The 16,177-nt window shown below is 59.4% G+C and carries 15 protein-coding genes; 3 read left to right on the top strand and 12 right to left on the bottom strand.

Going from position 1 to position 16,177, the window contains the following annotated elements; genetic code table 11:
• Nucleotides 1-37 precede the first annotated feature (37 nt).
• Together ACFC5L_RS06260 and ACFC5L_RS06265 are read left to right on the top strand one after the other, a co-directional pair.
• Nucleotides 38-1,210 (top strand): isovaleryl-CoA dehydrogenase, encoded by a 1,173-nt coding sequence (locus ACFC5L_RS06260; RefSeq protein WP_375201133.1) that lies wholly within the window; start codon nucleotides 38-40, stop codon nucleotides 1,208-1,210.
• Between the two features lie 4 nt (nucleotides 1,211-1,214).
• Entirely contained in the window at nucleotides 1,215-1,952 is a 738-nt protein-coding gene (locus tag ACFC5L_RS06265) for a FadR/GntR family transcriptional regulator (RefSeq protein WP_375201132.1), read from the top strand.
• Here ACFC5L_RS06265 and ACFC5L_RS06270 read toward each other — a convergent pair.
• Together ACFC5L_RS06270 and ACFC5L_RS06275 are read right to left on the bottom strand one after the other, a co-directional pair.
• The gene (locus ACFC5L_RS06270; protein WP_375201131.1) at nucleotides 1,949-3,790 is read right to left on the bottom strand and encodes a DUF885 domain-containing protein; all 1,842 of its coding nucleotides are present in this window, start codon (nucleotides 3,788-3,790) and stop codon (nucleotides 1,949-1,951) included. The two genes, ACFC5L_RS06265 and ACFC5L_RS06270, sit on opposite strands and share 4 nt — an antisense overlap.
• Before the next feature lie 37 nt (nucleotides 3,791-3,827).
• Complete coding sequence (locus ACFC5L_RS06275; protein ID WP_375201130.1) at nucleotides 3,828-4,619, bottom strand: enoyl-CoA hydratase/isomerase family protein; 792 nt, start codon at nucleotides 4,617-4,619, stop codon at nucleotides 3,828-3,830.
• Between the two features lie 95 nt (nucleotides 4,620-4,714).
• Here ACFC5L_RS06275 and ACFC5L_RS06280 point away from each other — a divergent pair, with 95 nt between their 5' ends.
• Complete coding sequence (locus tag ACFC5L_RS06280; RefSeq protein ID WP_375201129.1) at nucleotides 4,715-5,551, top strand: TauD/TfdA dioxygenase family protein; 837 nt, start codon at nucleotides 4,715-4,717, stop codon at nucleotides 5,549-5,551.
• On the opposite strand, the gene ACFC5L_RS06285 is transcribed toward ACFC5L_RS06280, so the two are convergent.
• The 10 genes from ACFC5L_RS06285 to ACFC5L_RS06330 all read right to left on the bottom strand — a co-directional run bounded on the left by ACFC5L_RS06285 (nucleotide 5,548) and on the right by ACFC5L_RS06330 (nucleotide 16,014).
• Entirely contained in the window at nucleotides 5,548-5,976 is a 429-nt protein-coding gene (locus ACFC5L_RS06285; protein WP_375201128.1) for an acyl-CoA thioesterase, read from the bottom strand. The genes ACFC5L_RS06280 and ACFC5L_RS06285 overlap by 4 nt on opposite strands.
• Complete coding sequence (locus tag ACFC5L_RS06290; protein ID WP_375201127.1) at nucleotides 5,973-6,401, bottom strand: DUF3052 family protein; 429 nt, start codon at nucleotides 6,399-6,401, stop codon at nucleotides 5,973-5,975. Before ACFC5L_RS06290 ends, ACFC5L_RS06285 begins: the two co-directional genes overlap by 4 nt.
• Entirely contained in the window at nucleotides 6,401-7,549 is a 1,149-nt protein-coding gene (locus ACFC5L_RS06295; protein ID WP_375202340.1) for an iron-containing alcohol dehydrogenase, read from the bottom strand. Before ACFC5L_RS06295 ends, ACFC5L_RS06290 begins: the two co-directional genes overlap by 1 nt.
• 6 nt (nucleotides 7,550-7,555) lie before the next feature.
• Entirely contained in the window at nucleotides 7,556-8,062 is a 507-nt protein-coding gene (locus ACFC5L_RS06300; RefSeq protein ID WP_375201126.1) for a hypothetical protein, read from the bottom strand.
• On the bottom strand, nucleotides 8,063-9,817 hold the full coding sequence (locus tag ACFC5L_RS06305; RefSeq protein ID WP_375201125.1) for an N-acyl-D-amino-acid deacylase family protein: 1,755 nt from the start codon (nucleotides 9,815-9,817) through the stop codon (nucleotides 8,063-8,065).
• A gap of 9 nt (nucleotides 9,818-9,826) precedes the next feature.
• Complete coding sequence (locus ACFC5L_RS06310; protein ID WP_375201124.1) at nucleotides 9,827-10,741, bottom strand: bile acid:sodium symporter family protein; 915 nt, start codon at nucleotides 10,739-10,741, stop codon at nucleotides 9,827-9,829.
• A 64-nt stretch (nucleotides 10,742-10,805) separates the two neighbouring features.
• Nucleotides 10,806-11,294, bottom strand: coding sequence for a DUF3429 domain-containing protein (locus tag ACFC5L_RS06315; RefSeq protein WP_375201123.1), 489 nt, complete (start codon nucleotides 11,292-11,294; stop codon nucleotides 10,806-10,808).
• 49 nt (nucleotides 11,295-11,343) lie between these two features.
• The gene (locus ACFC5L_RS06320) at nucleotides 11,344-12,087 is read right to left on the bottom strand and encodes a TIGR02186 family protein (protein WP_375201122.1); all 744 of its coding nucleotides are present in this window, start codon (nucleotides 12,085-12,087) and stop codon (nucleotides 11,344-11,346) included.
• A complete protein-coding gene (locus ACFC5L_RS06325; protein ID WP_375201121.1) occupies nucleotides 12,084-13,001 on the bottom strand; it encodes a sulfite exporter TauE/SafE family protein in 918 nt (305 codons plus the stop codon). Before ACFC5L_RS06325 ends, ACFC5L_RS06320 begins: the two co-directional genes overlap by 4 nt.
• Before the next feature lie 139 nt (nucleotides 13,002-13,140).
• Nucleotides 13,141-16,014: a tetratricopeptide repeat protein gene (locus tag ACFC5L_RS06330; protein WP_375201120.1), complete on the bottom strand. Its 2,874-nt coding sequence runs from the start codon at nucleotides 16,012-16,014 to the stop codon at nucleotides 13,141-13,143.
• Nucleotides 16,015-16,177: the final 163 nt, after the last annotated feature.

Consider the following 16,177-nt stretch of genomic DNA (forward strand, 5'->3'; position numbering starts at 1 on the left):
ATGCCCCCAAAGCCCCTAATCGCGAGGAGCGCTCTTCATGCTTTCCAACAGTCAGGCTTTCATGAAATTCGATCTCGATCCGATGATCGAGGAAATGCGGGACATGGTGGCGCGCTGGGCGTCTGACCGCCTTGCGCCCCGGGCGGCGGAAATCGACGAAAAAAACCTCTTTCCCCGCGATCTCTGGCCGGAGCTCGGTGAACTCGGGCTTCTCGGCATTACCGCCGATGAAGAGTTCGGCGGAACCGGTCTTGGCTATGTGGCCCATGTGGTGGCCATGGAGGAAATCTCCCGCGCGTCTGGCAGCGTCGGTCTTTCCTATGGCGCGCATTCAAATCTCTGCGTCAACCAGATCAGTCTCAACGGCTCGAAAGAGCAGAAGGCGAAATATCTGCCGAAGCTGATTTCCGGTGAGCATCTCGGCGCCCTCGCTATGTCTGAACCGGGCGCCGGCTCCGACGTTGTCGGCATGAAAACGCGGGCGGAGAAAAAAGGCGACCGCTATATCCTGAATGGCAACAAGATGTGGATCACCAATGGCCCCGGCGCTGACACGCTGGTGGTCTACGCAAAAACGGATCCGGACGCGGGTCCGCGCGGCATAACCGCCTTCCTGATCGAAAAAGATTTTAAGGGATTTTCGACGGCGCAAAAGCTCGACAAGCTGGGTATGCGCGGCTCCGACACCTGCGAACTTGTTTTCGAGGACTGCGAAGTGCCCGAGGAAAATGTGCTCGGCGAAGTCAACAATGGCGTGCGCGTATTGATGTCGGGTCTCGATTATGAACGCACTGTGCTTGCCGGCGGCTCGCTTGGGATCATGCAAGCCTGCCTCGATGTTGTCATTCCTTATGTCCATGACCGCCAGCAATTCGGCAAATCCATCGGTGAATTCCAGCTGGTGCAGGGGAAGCTCGCCGACATGTATGTGACGACCAACGCCGCGAAGTCCTATGTTTATCAGGTGGCGAAGGCTTGCGACCGCGGAGAAACAACGCGCCAGGACGCGGCCGGCTGCATTCTTTTTGCAGCGGAAAAGGCGACGCAAATTGCGCTCGATGCGATCCAGCTGCTCGGCGGCAATGGGTATATTAACGAATACCCTACCGGGAGATTGTTGCGCGACGCCAAGCTTTATGAAATTGGCGCCGGCACGTCGGAAGTGCGCCGTATGCTGATCGGCCGTGAGCTCTTTTCGAAGACGGCCTGAGGTCATGTCGGAACAGAAAACAAAATTCGCTGCGTTGCACCGTGAGCCCGCTTATCTCAAGGTCTATCGGGCGATCGAAGAGAACATCGTCGAGGGTCGTCTTTCTGACGGCGAGGCCTTGCCGATTGAAGCTGAGCTTTGCGAACAGTTTCAGGTGACGCGATCGACGGTGCGTGAAGGCTTGCGGTTATTGGAACAGTCCGGGCTGATTGCGCGCGGCTCCCACAAGAAATTCATTGTAAAGCGGCCCAATGCGTCAGACGTGGCGGTGGCGGCGAGCCGCAGCCTTGCGCTCGGCGGCGTCACCTTTAACGAAGTCTGGGAAACGCTCGCGATCTATTATCCGCAAGCGGCCCGTCTGGCTGCAACCCGGCTTGATGAGGAGAGCCTTGCAGCGTTGAATGATGTCTGGCGTACATTAGAAGCTAATGACGACGACAATCATGATAAGACTGTTGAATGCGCTGTTGAGTTTTTCCAGTCTCTCGCCAAGGGGCTCGACAACCGCGTCATGCTCGCGATGCTTCAATCCTTAAACCTGATGATCGGCGAAAGCCTGCGGCAGGTCATCGGCAAGGCGCCAAACGCTCGTACGCGTATCTTCAACGCCCAAAAGAATATTCTCGATGCGTTTTCTGCGCGCGACGAAAATCTTGCCGAAGAATGGATGGCCAAACACATCGCCGACCTGAAGCGTGGTTATGTGGTGGCGAAAGTCGAGATGGATAAGCCCATCCTTTAGGCGGATTTTTCCCGCGCAATATAATCGTCAATGACGCGGCCAAGCACTGTCATGGGTACGCTGCCGCCGAGAACGACGGCGTCATTGAAACGCCGGAAGTCGTAGCGTTCGCCCAGCGCAGCCTTTGCCTTTTCGCGCAAGCCCACAATTGCAGAATGACCGACCTTGTAGCCGCAAGCCTGTCCCGGCCATGCGCAATAGCGGTCGACCTCGCTTTGCACTTCGTCCGGATTTGACCCGTTATTCGTGACAAACCAGTCAATCGCCTGTTGGCGCGTCCAACGCTTGGCGTGAAGCCCGGTGTCGACCACCAGCCGGCAAGCGCGGAAGGCGAGAGATTGAAGATAACCGAGCCGTCCAACCGGGAAGTCGTCATAGACGCCGAGTTCGTCCGCGATCTGTTCGGCATAAAGCGCCCATCCTTCGGAATAAGCGTTAAACGCCAGTAGCGACCGGATCAGTGGTTGCTTGAAGGTATATTCACCCTGCCAGACATGGCCGGGAATCGCCTCGTGATAGGTGAGGTCCGCCAGCGAATAGCGGTTATGAAGGTCCGGCGTGCGCAAATTGATCCAGAAATGACCCGGTTGTTTGCCGTCGATGGAGCCCGCGCCGCCATAGGCGCCGGGCGCACCCGCCTCGACCTCCGGCGCGATGCGCGTCACTTCAAGAAAACCGGGCACGAGCGTTTCGAAAGCTTGCGGCATGCGTGCGCGAATGTCTTCTAGCGTTTGATCGATGAACGCCATGATTTCCGCGCGGCCTTCATCGCCGTCGGAGAATTTGTAACGGGGATCGGCGGAAAGCGCGGTCATGCGCGCGCCGACCGTACCTTCCGTGTACCCGATAGAGCGCAGGATCGGGTCCATACGCCCATGCAGGGCGGCGAGTTCCTCAAGGCCCATTTCGTGGACCTCATCGGGCGACATGGTTGTCGTCGTGCCGGCTTTAAGCGCCCATGCGTAATAAGCGTCGCCGTCCGGCTGCGCCCAGACACCGGCGTTATTTGTTGCGCGCGGCGCCAAGGCTTCCAGCGCCGCGATTTGGCGTTCAATCGCTGGACCGATTTTGGTTTCGGCGATCGCTTTGGCTTTTTCTGCGTAGCCGCCGGGAAAATCTGCGGCGCGCGAGGCGAGAGAGGCGACAATGCCCCAATTCTCCACGGGCGTTCCGGCGCCGCCGCGCAACTGGCCGAGCGTTTTTGTCATCAGGAAATCCGGCAGGATGACGCCAATTTCGCCGGCGGCGGCGGTGCGCTCCGTCTCTCCGTTGAGCTGGTCCGCATAGGCTTCCATTCGCGAAAGATAGGCGTCGGCGTCTTCGCTTGTTTCGATGGAGTGCGCGGAGTCGAGAAAACTCGGAATTTCGACAAACGCCCCGGTGTTCTGCGCGACCGCATAAGGGCTGTTGCGATAAGACCAGTTGGTGTTGAGCAGCGCCATATCGCCATAGGGGAAATCGAACCCCTCGGAGGCCGTCTCAAAGACAGTGCGCACCACATCGACATCTAGCGCTTCATCAGCGGGCAGCGTTGTCGTGTCGATTGCGCTCAGCAAGTCGCGCGTGCTGCGCACCATGTCGGCGATTTTTGTCTGTCCCTCTGCTGAGCGGTCGGTAAGGAGTGACTTTAGATGTTTATATTTCCCGGTATCTATGCCCGCGCTGGATGCGCTTTCGGGATAGGCTTGAAGGATCTGATCGGTAATGACGTCGAGCGGCCCGCCGGCTTCCAGGCTGCCTGCTTCACTGGCGGCTTTCCTTGCTGAGCAGGAAGGCAGGGCGGCGATCGCCATCGTTGCGACGGAGGACTGAAGCAGTGTGCGGCGTGAAAGGGTCATAAGATTTGTTTCCCGTAATATGCGGCAGGGCTTGTTGTCAGTCTTTCAGCCAGGTCGGCTTTCGTTTTTCAAGAAATGCGGTGACGCCTTCCTTGCCTTCATCGCTGGCGCGGGTCTTGGCGATCATACCGGCCGTTTCTTCCATCACTGCATCGGCGAGCGGGCGATAGGCGACTTTATGAATAAGCTCCTGCGCCAGCGCTTGTGAATGAGGCCCGCATAACAGCAATTCGCCGAGCATGTCTTCAAGCGCGTCATTAAGCGCATCGGCGTTGACGATCTTGTGCAACAGGCCGATGCGCCGCGCTTCGGCTGCATCGAAACGTTCGCCTGAGGTGAAATAGCGCCGGGCCTGACGCACGGTGATCGCCTGAATCACGAAAGGTGAAATCACTGCGGGGATAAGGCCGACGCGCACTTCCGATAGTGCAAAAAAAGCTGTGTCGGCGCCGATGGCGATATCGCAGGCGGCGATAAGTCCAAGTCCGCCGCCCATAGCCGGCCCGTTGACGAGCGCGACGGTGGGTTTGGGCGAATGGTAGATGGAATAGAGCATGTGGGCGAGGCGGCGCGCATCGTCCTTGTTTTCTGCGGCTGAATATTTTGCGGCGCGCTTCATCATGTTGAGATCGGCGCCGGCGGAGAAGGCTTTGCCTGCGCCGGTCAGAACGACGACACGCACATTGGGGTCGGCGTTCAGCCGGCCCATGGCTTCGCAAATCTCGCTGATCAACTCTTCATTAAAGGCGTTGCGGATATCCGGTCTGTTCATGGTGAGCCGCGCGACGCCGCTGGAATCGATCGTGGTGATGAGGACCTGTTCTGACATTGCCGTTCCTTATGCCCTGAAACTGCCGAAGCGCGTTTCCCTTTGGTTTTGGACGGTCTATCAAAGCGGGAAGGGGAAGGAAACAGGAGGCGGCGATGGACATCGTCCCAAGCGGCGGCCCCTGCGGCGCAAGCGTCACCGGGCTGGATCTGACGAAACCTCTGGACGATCAGACGATCGCAGACATTCGCGACGCCTGGCTCGCCCATCATGTCCTTACTTTTCCCGATCAGGCCATGAGCGATGACGATCTGGAGCGGTTCACGCTTTATTTTGGTCCGTTCGGAGACGATCCTTTCATTTCTCCCATTCCGGGGCGCAAACATATCATTGCGGTGCAGCGTAAGGCCGATGAAACCTCGCCGATTTTCGCTGAAAGCTGGCACACGGACTGGAGCTTTCAGGAAAAGCCGCCGGCAGGGACGTGCCTTTTGGGGGTCACCGTGCCGCCTCATGGCGGCGACACCCATTTTGCAAACCAGCATCTTGCGCTCGAGCGGATGCCCGATGCGTTACGCGTGAAGCTTGAAGGGAAGATCGCAGTTCACTCTGCGCGCATTCCTTATGCCAAAGGCGGCGTCTATGGCGACGAGGATCGCAAGACACGCTCCATGGACATTCGCGCTTCGGATGAGGCGCTAACGGCGGAACATCGTCACCCGATTATTGCAAAGCACCCCGAAACAGGACGCGAAGGAATCTTCGGTTGTATCGGCTATATCACCGGCTTTGCGGATATGGAGGAGAGCGCCTCCATGGCGCTTCTCGCCGAGCTCTATCAATGGCAGACGCGCGATGAATTTGTGTATGAACACAAATGGAAACCCAACATGCTTATCATGTGGGACAATCGCTCTGTCCTGCATCGCGCGACCGGCGGCTATGAAGGTCATGCGCGGTTGATGCATCGGACAACGATTGGCGCGCGCTAAATGCTGATTTTCTCCAGAGCGGCTTTGAGCGAGGCTGGAAGGTTTGCTGGGCGTCGCGTCTCCCGGTCCACATAAACATGCACGAATTGGCCTTCGGCGGCGGGTGCATCCTCGCCTTGTTTGAAAATCGCCAGTTCATACCGCACCGATGAATTGCCGATCTTTGCGACGCGCAAGGCGCCGTCGAGTTGTTGCGGGAATTCCAGCGGTGCAAAATATTTGCAGCCTGTCTCAACCACCAGACCGATGACGGCGCCGTCATGAATGTCGAGCGCGCCTTCGGCGATCAGATACTCATTCACGATGGTGTCGAAATAACCATAATAGGCGACATTATTCACATGGCCGTAAATATCATTGTCGGCCCAGCGCGTTTGCAGCGGCAGAAAATGTTTGTAGTCAGCGCGGGTCGTTGTCGTTTTCATTTTTTCCTGTCTTTCACCGGGATCACCAGTTTCAATCCGGACCACACATCGTCAACAGCGCAAACTTTCACATCGACAAGGCCGATTTTCAGCGCGAGCCGGCGCACGGTGTCTTCTGTGACCGAAGACGGCACGCCCGAGGACTTTTTCGGCCATGACACCCAGATCATGCCATCCTGGACGAGTTCTGTTTTGAGTTTCGGCAGCGTATTTGAGAGCTGCGCCGCACTAGAGGTGAAAAAATGCACATAGTCATAGGGGCCTCCATTAACGCCGCGCGTTGTTTTGGCGGATTTGACGCGCGCCCAGTTTTTGAAGCTCGAAAGTGCGGGAATGTCTTCGGGGACCGCAACCAGCAGCGCCGACTGACCGTCCTTGACGCCGAGTTTCTTAAGGAGAGGCGTGCCAGAATAGCCCGCCGCCATCAGAGCACTTCCGTATAGAGCGCCAAGGCGTCCTCTTCAGACACCGGCCGCGGGTTGTTTTTCATGAGGCGTTCGATCTTTGCCGCGTCTTCAGCAAGCTTGGGCAGGACGTTATGCGACACGCCGACTTCCGACAGGCGGCTTTTGACGCCCGTGGCCGCGCAGATATCCACCATCTTGGCGACAAAGCTTTCCGCACGTGTCGTAAAATCGCCGGTGTCATTGGCGCCGATGACATCGCCAAGCTCGGCGTAAAGCGGCGCCGCGGCGGGAATGTTGAATTTCAACACTGGCGCCAGCATCAGCGAGTTGGCGAGCCCATGAGGCACATGAAAATGAACGCCCAACGGATAGGCCATGGCGTGCACGGCGGCGCAAGGGGCGTTGGCAAACGCCTGCCCCGCCAGCATGGCGCCGAGCAGCATCGCCTCGCGCGCCTCGATGTCGTCCGGCGTATCGCAAGCGCGCTGGATATTCGACGACAAAAGCTTCAAGGCTTTTGCGGCAAGGGCGTCGGAAACCGGATTCTTTTTAAGCTTGGTCGTGTAAGCTTCGATGGCGTGGACCATCGCGTCGATGCCGGTTGCGCTTGTCACATGGCGCGGCATGGAAAGCGTTAGCGAGGCGTCAAGAACGGCGAGGTCGGCGTAAAGCTGCGGACCGAGGACGCCCATTTTTTGATCGTCTTCGGTGGTGATGACGGAAATGTTCGTGACTTCAGAGCCGGTGCCCGCGGTCGTGGGAAGAAGCGCCAGCGGAACCCGGTCGCCTTTCGCCTGATCGATGCCGTAAATCTCTTCAAGGCTTTGCGATGAATTGATGAGGCAGGCGATGACTTTCGCCGTATCCATGGAGGAGCCGCCGCCGAAACCGATGACGCCGTCGGCCTTGTGCTTGCGCGCGGTTTCAATCGCGCCTTTCACGACTTTCGCGGGCGGGTCGGCCTCGACGCCATCGAACAGCGCATAGTCAAGATCCGCCGCTTCAAGGCCTTTCAGGGCGCCATCGATCAGTCCGGCGCCAACGACGCCTTTATCGGTGACCACAAAGGGGCGCTTCATGCGAGGACTTACAATCTCGCCCAAACGCGCCGCCGCGCCGGTTTCGAATATGACGTTGGGAACGGTGTCGAAGGTGAAGTTCATGATCGACTCTCAGATGCTGGAAATTGATTCAGCTTCGTCCGTGGTGAGGAATTCATCACGTATATCGTAGACCAACGTTGGGAAAAATCCTATGATTTGACGGTACCCAGAAACGTTCACCCATTTATCGCCAATGCTTTGCTGTAGGTACGCTCTGAAGATCTTCCCATCACGGCGACGTACAAACTTCCGGATGCGGTATTCCCCGGTCAGTGCTTTGCGGAGGCAGCGCTCAAACTCTTCCTTTACGTCTTCAAATGGAAACATGCTGCAGGTATAGCCGTCGACAACGAACCAGAGTTCATCTAGATTCTGTAAGCATACCCAAACTTCCGATCTCAATTTTTCCTGTTTCGGAAAAATCATCGATAGTTCCACAGGGGCATCTGGTTCTTTGGCAATTTCAAGCCCAAGGTCCGATGCGATCTGTCGATACATCGCTTCGGCTTCGGCGGTATAATCTAAACCATATTTGTGAGCCTTTTGACGGCTCGAAAAGTTTTTTGATCGCCTCAATCAATGAAACCTCACCAGCCGGCCCGGCCGTGCTTTCGTCACTTCGTCATTGGCGATGACCTGTTCGCCATTGACGAAAGTCGCGCGGTAACCGGAGACGGGTTGCAACAGGCGCTGGCCGCCGGCGGGAAGGTCTTTCACCATGCGCGGCGGGCCTAACTTCAGTTTTTCATGATCGATGATGTTGATGTCGGCGCGCATCCCGACCTTCAACCGCCCGCGATCCTTCAGCCCGAGATAATCGGCGCCGTCAGCGGTGAGCATCTGGATTGCGCGCTCCAGCGGAATTTTTCCGTGATCGCGGTCGCGGCACCAATGGGTCAGGAGATAGGTCGGCAGGCTTGCGTCGCAGATGGTGCCCACATGAGCGCCGCCGTCGGAAAGACCGGGCAGGGCGTTGGGGTGGGTCAGCATCTTGTGCACATTGTCGTAATTGAACTCGGTGTAGTTATAGATCGGGAAATAGATGAGCTGTTTTCCGTCAAGCTCGAGTAGCGTGTCGTAAAGTTTTTCCATCGCCGATACGCCGTCGCGCCGCGCTTCGGCGCCTAGTGATTGATCCTGCGCCTGTTCATAATCGGGGTCTTCACCGAGGCGGAAGAATTTGTTGGCGACAAGTTCAATCGCCGCGATCATGGTGTCGGCGATGGGCGGCACGGAGGAGCCGGGCCCGGCGAGCTTCACCGGCGTTTCCGCTAGGCATTTCTTTTTAAACTCCGGATCGCGCATGATCGCCACCCGCTCTTCCAGCGGCTTGTCCTTGATGGCGATATAGCTCGGCTGCGCCATGATCGGGTGGAAGGTGCATTGGAGGCCCTGAAAGACGCCGATGGCGCGCGGCGCCACCTGTACGTTGAAATCCACGCCGTCCTTGTTCAGTCGTTCGGTCTGTTCGAGGATACGCTTCCAGTCATTCGGGGCCATATCCCGCTGCATGAGGGAAATGGAGGCAGGTTTTCCTCGCCCCGCCCGCACGAAGCTTTCGACGATTTTGAACTCGTCCTGGAACTGGTCGCCTTCGCGTTCGAGATTAAAGTCATTGACGATCTGTAACACGCCATGATCGAGATCGGCGAGCGCGCCGGAAAGCGCGGTCAGTTCTTTCTCGCTCGCTTCGGCGCTCGGCGTCCAGTCGCCGTCGGCGGTGCGGTGAACATCGGTGCGCCCAATGGAAAACCCTGCGGCGCCGGCTTCCAATGCCTCACGCACTATCTTTTGCATCTCGGCGATGTCTTCATCGGTAGCTTCTTCAAATGCGCTGGCGCGTTCTCCCATGGCGTAGACCCGCACCGGGTCGTGGCCAATCATCACGCCGAAGTCGATGGTGTGCGGCATGGCGTCGATGGCGTTCATATATTCCGGAAAGCTCTCCCAGTCCCAGGTAAGCCCTTCATGCAGGGCCGTGCCGGGGATGTCTTCAACGCCTTCCATCAATCGCACGAGGCGGTCATGGTCGCTCTTTTTCACGGGCGCAAAACCGACGCCGCAATTGCCCATGATGATGGTGGTGACGCCGTGATTGACGGAAGGTTTTAATTCTTCGTCCCAGGAAATCTGCCCATCGTAATGGGTGTGAAGGTCGATAAAGCCCGGCGTGACTATGGCGCCGTCTGCGTCGATCACCTGTTTCGCGTCGCCCGCGCAGGCGCCGATCTCGGCGATCCTGCCGTCCTTGACGCCGATATTGGCGTGAACGGGCGCGCCGCCGTCACCGTCATAAATTAAGCCGCCAGTGATTTTAAAATCGAAGGTCATGTGCGTTTCCTATGGGCGTTTTCGGGAGTCTATTGTTCTGTAGAGAAGGATCATAACGCCGCCGGAAAAGAAGTGCCAAACACCCCATACAGCTGCGATAGCCGCGGCGCCCCCAAGCCCCTTCAACTGCGCGAGAAGAAGGACGATGGCGAGACCGGCGTTCTGGATGCCCACTTCAAAGGCGAGGCTGCGCCGCCGGGCGGGTGAGGCGCCGAGCAGGCGGCCAACGCCGGCGCCCAGCGCAAAGGCGCAGGCGTTGTGCACGGCGACGGGGATGAGAATAAGCGCCCAGGCCGGAAGCAGCACGCCTGTCAATTTGATGAAGCCGTCAAGGATGACAATGGCCAGCATGCCTGCGCCGAAGAGCGCGAGGGGTTTGCGAATTTTCTCCGCTGCTGCGGGAAATTTATGCGCTGCGGTCATCCCGAGCGCCAGCGGCGCTGCGAGCATGACTGTCGTTTGGGCGACAAAGGCCACGCGGTTGAAGTCAATCGTATCGAGAAGCGCATCGGTGGGAGGGTAAAGGGCCGACCAGAACAGGATCGCGGCAGGCGTCCACAACGCGGCGATGACGCTCGATCCCGCCGTGAGCGACACGGAATAGGCCGTGTCGCCCCGGGCGCTCCAGGTCATGAAGTTCGAGACATTGCCGCCGGGACAGGCGGCGACGACGATCATGCCGAGCGCGATCGAGGGATGCGGCGCCATGATCGTGACGAGAAGCAGCGTCATGGCGGGAAGCCCGATGAGCTGCGCCGCCAGTCCGCCCCAGAACAGTTTCGGGTCCGTTTTCAGAAATGAAAAATGCTCGGGCTTCAGGCTGAGCGCGATAGCGAAAATCATAATGATAATCGCCGCCGACAGCATGGCCTGCGACGAGGGCGAAAGCGCGACCGTGACTTGATCGAGGGTGAGAGCGTCCATGCGCGGCTTTTAACCGCCAATCGCGAAAAACAGAATGGCGCTGCGCAGCGGAGTTTTCATGAGGCTAGTGATATCCCCAAAGCAACAACCGGCTCATGATGAGCACAATGGCGAGCCCCGCCCAGAAGGTGAGCCGAAGCCTTAACGCGCCATACCATTTGGGGAAGATGCCGGCGTTTGTCGCGGCAAGGTCGCGCATCAACAGATAGAAAAGGAGGATGAGAATGATGACATGGCGCCAGGCGGCGCCCAGCGACATCATAAAGACCCCGTCGGGGAGGATCGCGGCGAAGGCGACAAGGGCAATCAGCTGTCCCGGCACAAATGACTCTTGCAGTTTTTGGCCGGGATTGAGCGTCGCGCCCGCCCCGGCCCCGGAAAGATAGGCGACGATGACCGCGCCATAGGCAAGGGCGAGAAGGTGAAAATCGAGCGCAATGTGACTGGGAATGATGGCGGGGCTCAGCCACAGCGCGGCGGCGGCGATAAAGAATGGCGCAAGCCCGTAAAAACCAAGCCGCGTCATTTCCGCTTTTTGCTTGCTTTTTGCCATACGGCCCCCTCCCGAACGCTACCCGTATGGGGAGAATAGACCAAAAATTCTATTTGCGGAATGCAAGGCTCGCGACCCAGCCGGCGATCAGCGCTAGCGCAACGCAGAATATCCCGTAGGAGACCGGGCGTTGATGGGCGAAATCGTAAACGCGGCGCTCGAGCCCCACGCGATTGACCGCCAGCGCCGCTTCGTCAGAGCCAATGAGGGTCCCATTGCGGAAAAGATACACGGCGACTTCATATTCGCCCACAGGGGTGTTGGTGGGAAGGCGCGCGGTAATGGTGAAAAGCGCGCCTTTTTTAAACTCGATACCGCCCACATGAGTGCGATAGAGCCCGAGCGCTTCCGCCTCGCTGAGAAAGGCGCTGCGGAAAAGGCCGATATCTCCTTCGCGTGCAGATTCGTGCGCCTCGACGGCGATGTCGAGATAATCCGCATCGAGACGATACTGGTCCTGCAACGGCAGGGGAGCGATATCGTCAACGGGCCGGGTCGCATAAGTGAGGTGAAGTCCCGGCGCGCGCTCAATGAGATGCGCAGGGCCGGGTGTCCAGATGAGATTGTTCTTTTCCATCTGGCGCACTTGAAACTGCGCTTCCGGCCCTTTGATGACGGAAATGATGTCAACGGATGCGGGATCGTCCAGCCCCGTGATGGCGCCGAATAAAACGAGGCGTGCGCCGGCGAAGCCGGTATCCACTTCCACGCGGTCGTCCGTCAGCGCAACTTCAATATTCGCCGCCTGCGCAGGCGCGATGATCAAGGCGAGTGCGAGGAAGAAAGCTCTCATCGCCCGCCATCCATGATGAACAGGGACTCAGGCGGCAAAGCGAGGTCGATGAGAAGCCGGGCGCACACGCCCAGCACCAATAGCGCGAGAAGGGCGCGCAGATGTTCGGCCTTGAGCCTGGCGCCGACGCGCACGCCAAGCTGTGCGCCGACGACGCCGCCGCTGAGCAACAAAAGCGCCAGTGCAATGTCTACGGTCTGGTTGGCGGCGGCGTGGAGAACTGTGGTGATGGCGGTGACAAAAATGATCTGGAACAGCGATGTGCCGACGACCACATTGGTCGGCATGTTGAGGATGTAGAGCATCGCCGGGACCATGATGAAGCCGCCGCCGACGCCCAGCATGGAGGCAAGAATGCCGACGAGGAAACCAAGCGTGATCGGCGCAATAGGGCTGATGTAAAGCGAAGAGGCCCGAAATCGCATGGCGAAGGGAAGCGCCGCCAGCCAGACGGGGCTGCGGCGCTTTCGGGCATGTCGCTTTTTGTCTTCCGGTGAACGCAAAAGCGTGCGGATGCTTTCCCACAACATCAGCCCGCCAATGAGGCCCAGAAAAATCACATAGGAAACCGAGATCAGCGTATCAATCTGACCGGTCTTGATAAGCATGCGGAAAACCAGAACGCCGATCACCGAGCCGACGGCGCCGCCGGCGACGAGAAATCCGCCCATCTGAAAGTCGACGGTCTTGCGTTTGAGATGAGCGAGCGCGCCGGAAACGGAGGAGGCGACGATCTGCGAGGCTTCGGTGCCGACAGCGACGGCCGGCGGAATGCCGTAAAAGATCAGAAGCGGCGTCATCAAAAAACCGCCGCCGACGCCGAACATGCCGGACAGAAAGCCGACGGCCGCGCCCATGGTGATGACCACAAACGGATCGACCGGCATCTCCGCAATGGGGAGATAAAGCTGCATGGGAAGTTGGCGAACCCCTGAAACGCGATGCAGCGCAGGCGTTCGTTCTGGTTTTCCGTCGACGCCAGCGCGGATGCAGGGGTTATAAGCGCGGCCGCGGCTGTGAAACAAGCAAAGGCGACGCCGCCTTTGCGGCGTTTTAGCCGGCGGCGTTCAGATTAGCGCTTTGGTCGGCTTGCTCGGCCGTCCAGGCGGCGACATCGGCGTCAACTTCCGACCGCGTGTCCGGCGAAAGCGCCACGGCGACGCCGGCGGCAAGCGGCTGCGCCTGCGCGTCGCCATTCCGCGCGGCGAGCGAATACCAGTAATAGGCTTTCGCCGCGTCCTGAACGGACGAGCCGCCTTCGTCGCTCGGGTGATAGATCGCGCCGAGATTGTATTGGGAATCAACGAGGCCGAAATTCGCCGCCTTTTCGAACCAGGCGATGGCTTCCTGGCTGTCGGCAGGGCCGCCGTCGCCGCGGGCCGTCATCACACCGATGCGGTGCATGGCGAGCACATTGCCGCCATTGGCCGCGCGCCGGAACCATACCCGGGCCTGGCCGAGATCCTGCTCAACGCCCTGGCCTGTTTTATAAAGCTCGCCAAGCTGAAGCTGCGCCGGGGGATAGCCGAGCGCGGCGGCGTCCTGAAGATCGGCAATGGCGGCCTGGGCGTCCGTTTCGTTCGTTGCAGCGGCAAGCGCATCCATGCTCTCAATATAAAGGGCTTGCGGATCGGTCGCGGGCGCGGCGGGCACCGATGGAAGAGTGGAAGCTGTTTCTCCGTCAGGCGCCGTTGCGGCAGGCTCGGTGTGCTCGATCGCCGGCTTCGGCGCTGGCGCATTGCCGGTGTCGGGTTTGAACACGAAGTCTTTCACGAGATAAACGAGCGCGGCGACGGCGAGCAGAATGGCGACGCCGAGTGCAATCGTGAGGGGCTTCGCCGAATTTGTGGATTTCAGGGTTTCGAGTGCGGCTCGGTCGCCATTGCCGCGGCGGTCTTCCTGATCGTCTTCGTCAAATGATGTGGCTTCAGGTTGCGACGCAAAGGCGCCGTCGTCCGCATCGTCATCTTTCTTCCGGCCGAGGCGCGCCTTGGCGGATGCGAGCGCTGCAGCGAACTTGCCGAACCGCCCGGGCGTCTCTTCTTCTTCCGGCGCGGCATCGGCCTCTCCAAAGGCGAGCGGCTCAGCGGCGTCATCAGCTTGCGTCGCAGGCGTCTGTGCAACGACTTCCGCCTCATCATGGGAGGCCATATCCGTTTCGCCGCCGCTTTCAGCGGCGCGCTTCTGTCGCGCGCGCGCGGCGAGAATGGCGCGTTGCTTCGCTGTCAGCTGGCTGCGGCGGGGCCGACCGTCTTCACCGCCGCGGGCGGCGGCTTCGCGGGCGCGCCGACGGGCGGCCTGCAGCATGTCTTCTTTGGCGGCGGGCGCAGCCAGCGCCTCGTCTTCCGTGGCGCCCGAATCGACGTCCATTGCAGCCGAGAGAGACGCCGTGTTTGGCGCCTGCTCGTCATCTTCGTCTTCGATGTCGTCCGCTGCGGCCGGCGTTTCCATTTCTGCGGCGCCGAGCTCATCGTCATCGTCTTCATCATCATCGGCGAGACCTTCGCCGGTGAGTGCGTTTCTGACTTCGGCGAGCAATGATTCCGCGTCATCCATCGCGTCGCCAGCGTCATCTTCGTCGACCGTGGCGCTGACGGTGATGTCGTCATCGCCTTCATCCTGCTCGGCGCCATCTTGAGTGTCGTCGTCAATCTGGAAACTGAAATCGTCGGCAGGTTCGTCGTCGGCTTCCGCTTCAAGCGGTTCTTCAGTATCGGCGGCGGCATCGGCCTCGTCGGCGAAGGCGAAAGGGTCTTCCTCGGCGCTGTCGTCCTCCGCCTCCATGGCGGCGACAGCCTCCTCGATTTCGTCGACCACCTCGTCAAGGTCGTCGCTGTCGCTGACAACGGGTTCCGGTTCGGGTTGCGCCGCCGCCGCCGGCTCCGCAGCTTCTAAGGCTGCAGGCGCTTCCGGCGCCGGTTCATCGCGGCCAAGCGTCTCAAAGCGAGCGTTGATCTCTTCGAGCGAGCGCTGCAGCGCTTCGAGCTTGCCTTCTGTTTCCGAACGCGCGGCGGCGAGAATGGCTTCCACATCCGGGCCGCCGCTCTTATCCTCGGCCTCAAGCTGGGTGCGCACTTCGGCGATGGTGTCGGTGACTTTCTGAACGCCATCGGCGCTGCGTTTTTCCGCAGCTTCGATCTGGCCGGACAGTTTTGTGATCGTCCCTTCAAGGGCGCGGATCTGATCGCCGCCGCGTTTAATCTCATCTCCGAGAACGCGCAGCCTGGCGCCGGTGCGTTCCACAAATTCCGGATCGGAGGATGTGGCCGCTTCAGTTTTCAGCGCAGCGGCTTCTTCAGCGATGCGCTCAGCCTTTGCGACGCGGTCGGCGAGATCTTCGATCGCCGATTTCAGGGGGCCAAGCTCTGCCGGTTCGCCGGCTGAGCCGGCGCCGACGCGGTCGATCCGTTCGGCGAATTCCTGAAGCTGGGCCTCGGCGGAATCAAGCCGGGTGAGGGTGGTGCGCTGGGCGTTGTTGAACTGAACCGCCACTTGCGCGAGGGCTTTTTCGAGCGCTTTTAAGGCTTCGATACGGCCGCGGTCGCCGCCGGCGCGTTCAAGCTTTGCAACACGCTCGACGACATCTTCATAAGATCCTTCGGCGGGCTTCACCCGTTCGAGGCGCTGCATGCGCTCGACGAAGCCGCCCATATTGCGGCTGAGATCGGCGACACCAGCGGCGTTTTTCGATTCCGCTTCGGCAACGCGATTGCGCAAATGTTCAATGGCCGTGACGATGTCGCGAAGCTTCAGGCCTTCGACTTCGCCTTCTGAAAAGGCGCCTTCAGCGCCGCCTTCGGCCTGGCTGTAGATCATCTGGTTCAGCCATTCGCCCACCGTCATGCCTTCGCGCCGCGCAGCTTCCTTTGCGGTCTCGCGCGCATCGCGCTCAATGCCTTTGACGCTCCAGGGCGCGTTCGATTTCATGGTTGTCCACCGTCATTCGCTGGGGCGTTTCCCCGTCCCACCCGGCTGAAAAGGCGCGAGACACCCGCCCCGGTCTCAAGCCGAACAGGTCACCGTTAAGGTGCTTCGCGGCGCCCGCAAAGCCTTAATGGGACAGGAAAAAGCACCAATTCTTAATGAAAGG

Source organism: Hyphococcus sp. (genome assembly GCF_041986965.1).
Classification (GTDB): Bacteria; Pseudomonadota; Alphaproteobacteria; order Caulobacterales; family Parvularculaceae; genus Hyphococcus.